At 72.6% G+C, this 11,436-nt stretch carries 8 protein-coding genes; 2 read left to right on the top strand and 6 right to left on the bottom strand.

What is annotated here, in order from left to right; all coding sequences use genetic code 11:
• Positions 1 to 9 precede the first annotated feature (9 nt).
• The 4 genes from ACFT32_RS13920 to ACFT32_RS13905 all read right to left on the bottom strand — a co-directional run bounded on the left by ACFT32_RS13920 (position 10) and on the right by ACFT32_RS13905 (position 4,698).
• Positions 10 to 777 carry a sulfite exporter TauE/SafE family protein gene (locus ACFT32_RS13920; RefSeq protein WP_382488674.1) on the bottom strand — a complete coding sequence of 256 codons (768 nt, stop codon included), beginning with the start codon at positions 775 to 777 and terminating at the stop codon, positions 10 to 12.
• Positions 778 to 987: 210 nt separating this feature from the next.
• Positions 988 to 2,976 (bottom strand): DUF1996 domain-containing protein, encoded by a 1,989-nt coding sequence (locus ACFT32_RS13915; protein WP_382488672.1) that lies wholly within the window; start codon positions 2,974 to 2,976, stop codon positions 988 to 990.
• A gap of 264 nt (positions 2,977 to 3,240) precedes the next feature.
• Positions 3,241 to 3,924, bottom strand: a complete 684-nt coding sequence (locus tag ACFT32_RS13910; RefSeq protein ID WP_382488671.1) for a lytic polysaccharide monooxygenase — start codon at positions 3,922 to 3,924, stop codon at positions 3,241 to 3,243.
• Positions 3,925 to 4,065: 141 nt separating this feature from the next.
• Positions 4,066 to 4,698 carry a GNAT family N-acetyltransferase gene (locus ACFT32_RS13905; RefSeq protein WP_382488669.1) on the bottom strand — a complete coding sequence of 211 codons (633 nt, stop codon included), beginning with the start codon at positions 4,696 to 4,698 and terminating at the stop codon, positions 4,066 to 4,068.
• A 243-nt stretch (positions 4,699 to 4,941) separates the two neighbouring features.
• On the opposite strand from ACFT32_RS13905, the gene ACFT32_RS13900 reads away from it, so the two are divergent.
• A complete protein-coding gene (locus ACFT32_RS13900; protein ID WP_382488667.1) occupies positions 4,942 to 6,018 on the top strand; it encodes a YihY/virulence factor BrkB family protein in 1,077 nt (358 codons plus the stop codon).
• 5 nt (positions 6,019 to 6,023) lie between these two features.
• Here ACFT32_RS13900 and ACFT32_RS13895 read toward each other — a convergent pair whose 3' ends face one another.
• On the bottom strand, positions 6,024 to 6,476 hold the full coding sequence (locus ACFT32_RS13895; RefSeq protein WP_382488665.1) for a flavodoxin family protein: 453 nt from the start codon (positions 6,474 to 6,476) through the stop codon (positions 6,024 to 6,026).
• 95 nt (positions 6,477 to 6,571) lie between these two features.
• On the opposite strand from ACFT32_RS13895, the gene ACFT32_RS13890 reads away from it, so the two are divergent.
• Positions 6,572 to 7,021: an SRPBCC family protein gene (locus ACFT32_RS13890; protein WP_382488663.1), complete on the top strand. Its 450-nt coding sequence runs from the start codon at positions 6,572 to 6,574 to the stop codon at positions 7,019 to 7,021.
• Positions 7,022 to 7,091: 70 nt separating this feature from the next.
• On the opposite strand, the gene ACFT32_RS13885 is transcribed toward ACFT32_RS13890, so the two are convergent.
• Positions 7,092 to 11,429 (bottom strand): HAD-IC family P-type ATPase, encoded by a 4,338-nt coding sequence (locus ACFT32_RS13885; protein WP_382488661.1) that lies wholly within the window; start codon positions 11,427 to 11,429, stop codon positions 7,092 to 7,094.
• Positions 11,430 to 11,436: the final 7 nt, after the last annotated feature.

Below are 11,436 nucleotides of genomic sequence, written 5' to 3'. Positions count from 1 at the left end.
GGGCCGGCCTCAGTGGAGCACGAGGTGCGCCAGGGCGACGGCGCCGACCGACACGATCAGGGTCCGCAGGACGGCGGGGCTGAAGCGCCGGCCCGTCCTGGCTCCGACGAGGCCACCCAGCGCGGACCCGGCGGCGATGAGGAGGACTGCCGTCCAGTCGAACTCCGCGAAGAAGACGAAGAGCAGCGCGGCCACGGTGTTGACGACGGCCGCTAGCACGTTCTTCACGGCGTTGAGCCGCTGGAGCGTCTCGTCGAGCAGCATGCCCATCAGGGAGACGTAGATGATGCCCTGCGCGGCGGAGAAGTAGCCGCCGTAGACGCTGGCGAGCGTCAGCCCCGTGAACAGCAGCGGACCGCCGTCGGGACGGGCGCGGCCGCCGGTGCGGCGACGGCGGCGGCGCACCCACCCGGCGATGAGGGGCTGGCAGGCCACCAGGACCAGGGCGAGGCCCACCAGGGCCGGCACGATCCGCTCGAAGGCCGCGGCGGGCAGGGTCAGCAGCAGCACGGCGCCCGCGAGGCCGCCCAGCACGGCACCGATGCCGAGCAGGAGGACGCGCCGTCTCTGCCCCCGGAGTTCCTCGCGGTAGCCGATGACCGCGCTGATCGAGCCGGGAACCAGCCCGAGCCCGTTGGACACGGTCGCCGTGACCGGTGGCAGTCCGGTGGCGAGCAGCACCGGGAAGGTGATCAGCGTTCCCGAGCCGACGACGGCGTTGACGGCACCGGCGCCCGTACCGGCCGCGAACACGGCCGCCATCTCCCAGGGCGTCATGCCGCGACTCCGACGCCGCGTCCGGCGTTCCAGGTGCTGTCCATGGGATCACGCTAGAGGGTGCGCACTTCGGGGTTGGCCGAAGGGTGCCGGACGCCGGAGACCGAGCCGGTCGGATCCGTATCGCCCCGGCACGGACGCGCGGGAACGGCGGCGGGATCCGAGGGGGATCCCGCCGCCGTTCCCGGGGCACGTCAGGGCGTTGTCGTGTCAGCTGCGCCTGGAGCGGCGGAGGACCACGAAGCCCGCCATGACGAGTACGGCGCCTGCCGCGGCCGGCCAGAGCTGAGCGCCGGTCTCGGCCAGGCTGCCGCTGCCGACCGCCTGGGGCTCGGTCCGGGGCGGGGTCGCCGGGGTCGCGGCGGCGCTGGTCGCCGTGCCGACGGCCTGGGACTGGCCTAGTCCGTCCGAGTCCTCGCCGCTGCCGTCCTTCGAGCCGCCCTGGTCACCGGACTTCGCCGAGGGCGTCGCGTACACCTCGGCTTCGCCGGCGGGCGGGTCGCTGGGCTCCGGCTCGGGGGCCGGCTTGTCCGTCGCCGGAGGCTTGGAAGCCTCGTCCTTGCCGCCGTTGCCCGTGTCGCCGGGCTTGCCACCCGCGTTGCCGCCCTGCGGGGCGTCCGGGGTGCGGGTGGGCTGCTCCTGCGGAGCCTCGGGGGTCTTCGTCGGCTCCTCACTCGGCTCCTCGCCCGCCCCGGGCTCCTCACTCGGCTGCTCGCCCGGCTGCTCACTCGGCTGCTCGCTCGGCTCGCCTTCCGCTCCGGCTCCGCACTTCCGGCCGTCGTTGATGCAGTCGACCATCTCCCCCATCAGGTCCTCGTCGAAGACGTTGATGAAGTCGCCGTGGTCCGTGACCGGCTTGTGCAGCTGCTCGGGGAAGGAGTCCACCGCGAACAGCGGTGTCGTACGGCCGCCGTCGTTCAGGCTCGGCGCGTCGACGTCGTAGACGATGCGCTGGACCAGCTGCGGAATCGGCCGGAAGCCGGACGGGCAGGCGCCTGAGGCGTCGGCGAACGCCACGTGGGTGCGATGGTTGGCGCTGTCGATGTTGCGGCCGTCCCAGCAGCTCTGGAACTTGAAGGAGCGCACGACGTCGCTGCCCTTCGGGCAGAGCGGGTACTTGTCCTTCAGCTGCCGGTCCTCGAAGCCGGTGCAGCTCCAGGAGGCGTTGGCGTTGGCCGTGCCGTTGACGAACGCTTTGGCGTCGCCGGTGATGATGCGCAGCAGCCGCGGCATGGCGGTCACCTTGTCGCGCGGGTTTCCCACGAAGTCGAGCGTGACCTGCTTCGGTGTGACGATCGCGCCGGCGTTGCCCTCGATGCCGCCGCCGGGCGAGTTGGCGTCCTGCTCCTGGGTGCCGTTCTGCACGCGCACGACGGGCCAGTAGTAGGAGGACTTGTCGCCCTGATCGTCGCAGCTGGTCTCGGCGTTCGCGAGGTCCTGGTCGCTGGCGAAGGCGTTGTTGGCCTGGTTGCCGACGTAGTCGTGGAAGTGGTGGGCGCCGTTGGTGACACCCGGGGCGGCGATGATGTTGTCGGAGTTGAACAGGCCGTTCTCGTTCACGCCGCAACTGGTGGCGAAGGTGCCGCGGGAGGCGTTGTCCTTCTGGCGGGGGCTGTTCACATTGGGCTGGACACTGGTGATGTCCGCGAAGTCGGCGGCGACCGGTCCGTTGCCCGCCTGTCCGCCGTTGTTGCCCTGGCCCTGCTCCTGGCCGTTCCCCTGTTCCTGGCCGCCCTGGTCCTGCTCCTCGCCGGGCTGCTCCTCGCCGTCGCCGTCCTGGCCCTCGCCCTGCTCGGGCGCCTGGTTGCCGGAGTCCCGGACGGTGCAGGCCGCGAGGGCGTCGAGTCCCTCGGGGCGGTCGCCCACCCGGTCGATGGCGATGGCGATGCGCTCGAGGGTCGCGCCCCGCTTCTCCTTCAGCGGATTCATGATCGCGTTGTCGGCGAAGCCGGAATCCTGCTGGATCTCCTGCGCCGACTCGCTCAGCCGCTGGTAGGCCTTGGCGATCTGCTCGTCCAGGAGGGCGAGTTCCTTGTCGACCTCCGCCCTCGCCTGCTCGGGGACCGAGGTCAGCTTGCTGCCGACGTCCGGGCAGTCGATCGTGGCGCCGGCGGTCCGCACCCCCGTACCGGACCGCGTCTGGGCGGACTCACCGCCCGATCCGCCGTCCGTGGCCGAGGCGTAGACGTTCGCCGCCATCAGGCCGCCTCCGCCCAGCATCAGCGCGACTGCGGCGAAGGTCGCGCGCCGTGGGCCTGTAGGGCGTCTTCGCGAATTGCGTGCCAAGGGTGCTCTCCTGCGCTTGAGGCGTGCCGGGCATGAAAATCCCCTCGCCTCATACGTGCGCGGGCACCGGAGCGTTCAGCCGCTCCTGAAATTCTTCGGGAACTCTCAGAAAGCCCGCACAGCCGTACCCCGCCGGACTCGCCCCGTCCGGCGGGGTACGGCAGCCGAAGCCGCAGGTCAGCGGAAGTTCACGTCACTGCACAGGAAGTAGGTCTGGTCCATGTGCGACGCCTGCCAGATCGTGTAGACGACGTGCCGGCCGCTCAGCCCCGAAGTGCTCACCGGGATCTCGTAGTTCTGGCTGGGCGCGTATTTGCCGGTGCGGGTGACGAGCCGGAGGTCGTTCCAGGTCAGCGGCTGGGTGGCGGGGTTGAAGCCCTGCCGCGTGACGTACACCAGGAAGTAGTCGGCGCCGTGGCTGGCCTGGTCGTACAGCTTCACGGTGAAGTTGGCGCCGATGTCCGTCGTCTTCCAGGCGCCGACCGTGTCGAGGGAGTTGTACCGGCCGCCCTCGGTACGGCCGCCGCTGCACAGCTGGCCGTTGGGCACCACGGCCTGGAAGTTGCCGCCGGAGCCGTTGCGGTACAGGCCGTTCCAGTTCCACATGGCGTTCGCGTCGCTCCGCCACGCCTGCCAGCACATGGGGTCCTGCTGGGCCATGGCGGGATTGAGGTGGTCGTTCCCCCAGCGCAGCCAGCAGCCGTAGTTGCGGGATGCCGGGTCGACGACCGAGCCGTGGGCGACGGCGGTGCCGCTCCATGGGATCAGGCTGAGCAGCGCGGCGACCAGCACGGTCAGGGTGAGCGTCAGACGGGACCTGACCGAACGGGCTTGATTATGGTCATGACCATGACAATTCATGATCTCCTCTTTCGGATGTGGGGGTTGCGGTGCTTGCGGTGTGCCGTGCGTGGGGAGTGCGGGCGCGACGTGGGAGCGCTCCCGCACTCCCACGCTGCGCCCGATGGCACCAGTCGGCAACGCACGATTGCGCCACTTCCGTCAGAGCCGGTCGAGTTCCTTCGTGGTGCGTCCGAGGTACGTGGCCGAGCCGGCATCCGGCACGTCGATCTCGCGGAACCCCAGACGGTCGTAGAAGGCCCTGGCCTCGGTGTTGGCGGTCGCCATGGCCAGGTGGACGGCCGGGACTCCCCTGTCCTGGAGGGTCCCGAGGAGCGTCCGCATCAGGCGGCGTCCGTGGCCCCTGCCCTGCCAGCCGGGCAGCAGGTCGATGTGCAGATGCGCGGGATACGCGGCCAGTTCGGGCAGCACCATCCGTTCCGGGTGGTGCAGCAGATGGGCCATCTCCTCGTCCGGGGTGCGCGGCGGCTCGGGCGGTTCCGGGTAGCGGCCGGCGACCAGGGGCAGCCATGCCGTGCGGAACTCAGCAGCGAAGCGCGGGGTGTCGGCGGCGCCGAGGATGTACCCGACCGCCCGCCCCCGTCCGTCGTCCAGGACGAAGGCCAGTTCCGGCTCCAGACGGACGTAGGGAGCCGCGAAGGTCACCGGGAAGATGCCCGGGTCCGCGTAGTGGGGGCGGCCGTCCTGGCCTGCGTGCGCGGTGCGGATACAGATGTCGTCGAGGGCCGGACGGTCCTCGGGGCGGTACGGGCGGATGGCGGGGGACGCGGTCATGACGGCATCGTGCACGGTGTGGGAGCGCTCCCTCAACCCGCTGTGACGAAGTGCTGCGTGCGCCCCGAAGCGGCTCGCCGCGTCCCTGGCCGCGGCGAAGGCAATGGCCGACGCCCCGGGCGGAACTGCTGGCGCTGCACTGCGTCGGACCAAGTCCCTGCGGGCACCGGCCCGGGGCGGCTGATGGCAACACGCGAGGCGGGCTGACCGCTTAAGGGCAGAGACCGGGGTTACCCGGCTCACATGGTGAAGCTGCATATTCCAGGACGAAAAGAACATGACGCGACGGAGACTCCGCCATCGGAGCAGTCCGAGAGCCCGCCGCCGGCGCCCGAGACGGCCGGTCCGGGGCCAGAAGTGGAGCGAGCGGCGCCCGACACGCCGAGTGAGCTGCCCCGGACGTCGTGGGGTGCGGTGCTGAAGGGGAGCCTGCGAGAGTTCAAGAAGGACGAGCTGACCGACCGGGCGGCGGCACTGACGTACTACACGGTGCTGGCGATGTTCCCGGCGCTGCTGGTCCTGGTGTCGCTGCTGGGGATCACCGGCAAATCCACCACGGACAAGGTGCTCGAGAACATCCAGCAGTTCGCTCCGGGCGCGGCACGGGACATCATCACCCGGGCCGTCGAGCAGTTGCAGGGCAACGCCGGCATCGGCTCACTGGTGGCGATCGTCGGTCTGCTCCTGGCGGTGTGGTCGGCCTCCGGCTACGTGGCGGCGTTCATCCGCTCCGCCAACGCCGTCTACGACATGCCCGAGGGGCGGCCGGTGTGGAAGGTGCTGCCGGTGCGGGTGGGTGTGACGGTGGTGCTGATGGTGCTGGCCACGGTGAGCGCGCTGATCGTGGTCTTCACGGGCGGGCTGGCCCGTCAGGCCGGGACGACTCTGGGCATCGGCGACACCGCGCTGACCGTGTGGTCGTTCGCCAAGTGGCCCGTTCTCATCGTGCTGGTCACGATCATGATCGCGATCCTGTACTGGGCGACCCCGAACGCCAAGGTGAAGGGATTCCGCTGGGTCACACCGGGCAGTGTGCTGGCCCTGCTGATCTGGCTGGCCGCATCGGCGGGCTTCGCCGTGTACGTGGCCAACTTCGCCTCGTACAACAAGACCTACGGCACGATGGCCGGTGTCATCATCTTCCTGGTGTGGCTGTGGATCACCAATCTGGCGATCCTGCTGGGCCTGGAGTTCGACGCGGAGACGGTACGGCAGCGGGCCGTCGCCGGCGGGCATCCGCCGGACGACGAGCCGTACACCCAGCCGCGTGACACCCGTGCGTGGGACGAGGAGGACCGGCGCCGCGTCGAGGAAACCTGACCTGGTCAGCCCATGAGTCCGGCGGCGACCGTCGCGCCCAGTTCCCAGCACCTCTCGATGTCGCCCTTGTCCGGCTCGCCGGTGACGGTCACGGCCTCGGCGGTGCGGCGCCAGCCGAGGCCCGTCGTGATGGACTCGATGCCCCGCACCGCTCCGGTCACGTCGTTGCCGCCGTGCACGTAGAAGCCGAAGGGCCGGCCGCGCGTCGCGTCCAGGCACGGGTAGTAGACCTGGTCGAAGAAGTGCTTCAGGGCGCCCGACATGTAGCCGAGGTTCGCGGGGGTGCCGAGGATGCAGCCGTCGGCAGCGAGGACGTCGGAGGCGGTGGCGGACAGCGCGGGCAGGCGTACGACCCGGACGTCCTCGATCTCGGGGTCCGTCGCCCCGGAGACGACGGCTTCGAACATCGCCTGGCAGTTGGGCGAGGGCGTGTGATGGACGATCAGCAAGGTGGCCACGGCATCCGACCTTACAAGTCGTGATGAGCATGAGTGTCCTGCGCGAGATCTGGTACCCGTCCGTCGCTCTCCGTACGAGAAAGGGAGGTACCGCCTTGTCACAGGTAGAGGAATCCATCGAGGTCCGCGTCCCGGTGCACACCGCCTACAACCAGTGGACCCAGTTCGAGGACTTTCCCCAGTTCATGGAGGGCGTCGAGCGCATCGAACAGCGCACCGACACGCTGACGCACTGGGTGACGAAGGTCGGCGGCCAGGAGCGGGAGTTCGACGCGGAGATCACCGAGCAGGTGCCCGACGAGCGCGTCGCCTGGACGACGGTGGGCGGGGAGGCCAGGCAGGCCGGTGTGGTCACCTTCCACCGCATCCAGGACGACACGACCAAGGTCATGCTGCAGTTGGAGTTCGACCCCGTCGGGCTGACCGAGACCGTGGGCGACAAGCTCGGGTTCGTCAAGCGGCAGGTCTCGGGTGACCTGCGGCGGTTCAAGCAGTTCATGGAGGCCCGGGGGTCGGAGACGGGTGCCTGGCGCGGCGCGGTCTGAGCCGGCGACAGCGGGCGGCCGCCACCACGTGCAGTGGTGGCGGCAGCTTTCTGCCGTGTGCGCTCGCCCGCTACGCCACCACAGGCCGGGCGATCCCGCTCTGCAGCAGTTCCCGGGCCTGCCGGCTCAGGTCGCCCAGGCGCAGGGCGAGGCGTGTCACCGCCTCGTAGAGGAGGTGGACGGCCCGGAGGTGTTCCAGGCGCGGGGCCAGGGCCGAGAGGACGATGGCCACGGCCACGCCCGCCCAGGCCACCGGGCCGAGCGGGGTGCAGCCGAAGAAGTGGCTGACGCCGGGGGTCTGGACGAGCGCGGCGAGCACGGCGGCCGAGCCGAGGGCCGTCACCCACACCAGGGGGCTGTGACGGCGGCCGGAGAGGGTCTGCACGAGCTGGGCGCCGACCACGCCGCACAGGGCCATGGTGGTGGACCGGCGTTCGGTGCCCGGGGTGAGGCGGCCGATGAGGTAGGCCGTGACCGCGCCCAGGCAGGTGGTGATGCCCCGGCGCCGGATGGAGCGCAGCAGCGGGGCGCCGAGGACGTTGAGGCCCATCGGGCCGGTCGCGGCGTGCTCCGCCGTCGACGGGTCGGCGCTCGGCGTGACCGCCACCGCCATGGCCGGGAACATGTCGGTGAGCAGGTTGACCAGCAGCAGCTGACGAGTCGACAGGGGTGAGGCGCCGGCCAGCAGTGTGCCGAGGACGCTGAAGCCGACCTCGCCGGCGTTGCCGCCGATGAGGATGCTCACCGCGTCGGCGACACTGCGCCACAGGGCACGGCCCTCGGCGACCGCGTCGACGAGGACGGACAGGTCGCCCGTGGTGAGCACGAGGTCGGCGGCGTTGCGGGCGGCCGCGGAGCCGCGGGACTCGACGCCGACCCCGACGTCGGCGGCGCGGATGGCGGCGGCGTCGTTGGCACCGTCGCCGGCCATCGCCACGACCCGTCCGGCCTGCTGCAGCGCCTCGACGACGTGCAGCTTCTGCTCGGGTGCGACCCGGGCGATGACGCCCGCGCCGCGCAGGACCCGGACCCGTTCGCGGCGTTCCATGGCCACGAGTTCGTCGCCGGTCACCGCCTCGGTCTCCTCCGGCCAGCCCAGTTGCAGGGCGATGGCGCGGGCGGTCTCGGGGTGGTCGCCGGTGAGCATGACGGGCAGGATGCCGGAGCGGCGGAGTTCCGCGAGCAGGGCGTGCGAGGTGTCGCGCGGGACGTCGGCGAGGGCGACGAAACCGCTGAACTCCAGGTCCGCGAGCGGCGCCTCGAGTTCGGCGTCGGCGTCGTCGGCCCGGCAGGGGCGCCGGGCGACGGCGAGGACACGCAGCCCCTTTCCCGCCAGTTCGTGGGCGGTGTCGGTCGCGTGGCCGGGGAGGTCCCGGCAGGCGGGCAGGATCGTCTCCGGGGCGCCCTTGACGACGAGGAGTTCACCGAAGTCCGGGTCGCCGTCGCGGCCGACCGCCGCGGCGTAGCCCCGCCGTGTCTCGAAGGGCAGCTCTCCGGTCGGGGCCCAGCCCTCGTCGGGCGGGGCGACGTCGAGGACGGCCTCGTCGGTGGCGTGCGCGACACGGCGGCCCTGTCCAGTCTCCTCCTGCGGGCAGGCGCGCGCGGCCAGGCGCAGGACCGGCAGGGCCTGTTCGGTGCCGGTCTCGAGGACGGTGCCGTCGGCGGTGGCGACGCGGACCAGGCGCAGTCTGTTCTCGGTGAGGGTGCCGGTCTTGTCGAAGCAGACGGTGTCGACGCGCCCGAGCGCCTCCAGGGTGCGCGGGGTGCGGACCAGGACGCCGCGCCGGGACAGCCGCCGGGCGGCCGCCATCTGGGCGACCGTGGCGACGAGCGGGAGTCCTTCCGGAACGGCGGCGACGGCGACCGCGACACCGCCGCTGACGGCGCGTCGTACGGGGCTGCCGCGCAGCAGGGACAGTCCGGTCACGGCGGCGCCGCCCGTGAAGGTCACCGGCAGGGCCTTGCGGGTCAGTTCCTGCAGCCGGGCCTGGACGCCCGCGGGCGGCGGTGTGCGGGCGGCGAGTGTGACGGCGCGGCCCGCCTCGGTCTGGTCGCCGGTGTCGACGACGAGGGCGGTGGCGCGTCCGGCCACGACGGTCGTGCCCTCGAACACCATGCAGGTGCGCTGGGACACCGGCAGTCCGGGAGTGGCGTCGACGGCCTTGGTCACCGGCAGGGACTCGCCGGTGAGTGCGGACTCGTCTACCTCGAGGCCGTCGACCTCCAGCAGCCGGGCGTCGGCGGGTACGACGTCGCCGGCGCCGAGGCTGACCTCGTCGCCGGGCCGCAGCCGGGCGGCGTCGACGGTGACGGTGCGCCGGTGCCTGTCCTGCTTGCGGGCCTTGGGCTGCTGCCGGGCGGCCAGCCGGGCCAGTGCCTGTTCGGCGCGCAGCCGCTGGAGTCCGCCCGTCACGGCGTTGAGGTCCATGGCGCCCACGACCAGCAGGGCGTCGACGAGCGAGCCGAGCAGCGCGGAGGCGACGGCGCCCGTGGCCAGGACGGGGGTGAGCGGGTCGTCGAGTTCGCGGCGTACGGCACCGGCCGCCTGCCACGTCCAGCGGGCGGGGGTCACGGCCGGGTGGCGGATCAGGCGTCCGGCCTGCTGTCGCGAGCGGTCGGCGAGCAGGGCGAGTCCGCGGGGCTCGTCGTCGCGCCCGGCGCGTCCCAGCCGGTCGCGGGCCTCGTGGGGTTCGAGGGCGTGCCAGGGGATGTGCAGTCGTGGCGGGGGCGGGGTGGCCCGGGCCACCCGGACGGCCGCGAGCCAGCCGGTGAGCAGGGCGTTGGCGGCGGCGATGTTGACGGGGGCGTGCCGGGTGAGGGGCCACATGCCGAGTCGGCCCAGGCGCTGTCCGCCGCGGGCGACCAGGAGCCCGGACAGGGCGGCGCCCGCGCGGGCCAGGGTCTGCGACCGGCGTCCGACGCGCCGGGCCGCGGGGATCGCGGTCAGCAGCCGCCAGACGTCGGCGAGGCCGCCCGGGGCCAGCGCGTCGACGCCCCAGGAGACGGCGGCCCGTCCGTCGGTGAGGGCGATGGCCACGTCGCCCGCGGGCAGTCCTTCCGCCACGTGTCCGTCGCCGGACGCCCTGAGGCGGGCGACGGTCACCACCACGTGCCCGTCCTGCTGCAGGCCCCGTACGACGTCTCCGAACGGTTTCGCGCCCGGGGCGACCTCGTCGGCGAGCCGGGTGATGTCCTTCAGGTCGGAGCCGCCGGCGATCACGACGTGCAGTCCCGCCCTGCGGGCGGCGTCGAGGACGGCCTCGGCGAAGGGGTGGACCGGGTCGTCGGGCAGCCCGTCGGAGTCGTCCTCGGTGTCCTCCCGCCGGCTGCGCAGGGCGTCGGCGTGCAGGACCAGGGCGTCGGCGATCTCCAGCTGCCGCAGGCGCTCCCCGTTGCGCAGGAGGATCCCGGCGTGGGCGAGGAAGGTGCCGAGGGTAGCGCCGAAGGCGGCCGGTCCGTAACGGGCCGCCTTCGGGGATCCCGCGAGGACCGCTTCGGCCGCGTCGCCGGCCCTGTGCGTGACGAGGAGGGTGGCGGCGGCGCCGGCGAGGCTGCCCGTGCTCGCGTGGGAGGCGTACTCCGCGGCGGGCGTCACCTTGAGGGGCGGCCGGGTGTCCGGGGGGCAGGGCAGGCTGATGCGCCGTTCGTGGACGATGTCGTCGTGCAGCGCCTCGAAGGCCGCGGCCCTGGCGACGGCCTCCGTCAGCTGGGTGCCGCGCAGGGCGCCGTCGAGCACGAGCGCCAGCGGGGTCTGGCCGGCGCCGTGTGCGGCGGCGTTGGCGGCGGCGAGGACGAGTTCCATGCCGGAGCTGCCGAAGCGCTCCCGGAGCAGGGCGCGGAAGCGGGGGTTCTCGCGCAGCAGGGTGACGGTGGCGGTGATGATGCGTGAGGTGGGCGGCAGGCGAAGGGACCGGCCGACCAGGGCGCCGGCCGCGCCGGCGGCGTCCAGCAGGATCGCCGCCGCGGTCACGCGTACTTCGGTGGGGTCGCCGGGGTGGCTGGTGTCCCGGGCGTTCGGGTCGGCGCCCTCGTCCAGGCCGAAGCGGGCGGCGAGTGCGGCGGCCCGCTCGGTGACCCGGTCGGTGGCGGCCTCCTCGGCCACGGTGATCACCATGCGGGACAGTCCCTCGTCCCAGTACGCCATGAGGACGTCCGGGTGGTCGAGCAGTTCCCCGGCCATCTCGCGGGCGAGCGTGCCGGCCTCGCCGTCGGAGCTCCGCAGGGCGAGGTGGACGTGCTGCCCGGCCTTCCAGTGCTGCCCTCCGGTCAGGGCGTTGCGCGCGACGTTGCGCACGCGCCGCGTGGTGTCGTAGACGGACGTCACGCCCTGGGCGGTGTTGCGGACGGCCCCTGCGGCCGCCCCGGCCACGGCCCCGACGAACGGGGCGACGTCGAAGCGTGTGAGCATCTGCCGC

The organism is Streptomyces sp. NPDC057002, assembly GCF_042673825.1.
Taxonomy (GTDB): Bacteria; Actinomycetota; Actinomycetes; order Streptomycetales; family Streptomycetaceae; genus Streptomyces.
Note: the sequence above shows the minus strand (reverse complement) of the source record. Positions and strands in the feature narration are given on the sequence as shown.

Bases quoted from the DNA above. Each gene is read 5' to 3' on its own strand.
- ACFT32_RS13920 (WP_382488674.1), bottom strand. From the start codon at position 777: ATGACGCCCTGGGAGATGGCGGCCGTGTTCGCGGCCGGTACGGGCGCC.
- ACFT32_RS13915 (WP_382488672.1), bottom strand. From the start codon at position 2,976: ATGGCGGCGAACGTCTACGCCTCGGCCACGGACGGCGGATCGGGCGGT.
- ACFT32_RS13910 (WP_382488671.1), bottom strand. From the start codon at position 3,924: ATGAATTGTCATGGTCATGACCATAATCAAGCCCGTTCGGTCAGGTCC.
- ACFT32_RS13905 (WP_382488669.1), bottom strand. From the start codon at position 4,698: ATGACCGCGTCCCCCGCCATCCGCCCGTACCGCCCCGAGGACCGTCCG.
- ACFT32_RS13900 (WP_382488667.1), top strand. From the start codon at position 4,942: ATGGTGAAGCTGCATATTCCAGGACGAAAAGAACATGACGCGACGGAG.
- ACFT32_RS13885 (WP_382488661.1), bottom strand. From the start codon at position 11,429: ATGCTCACACGCTTCGACGTCGCCCCGTTCGTCGGGGCCGTGGCCGGG.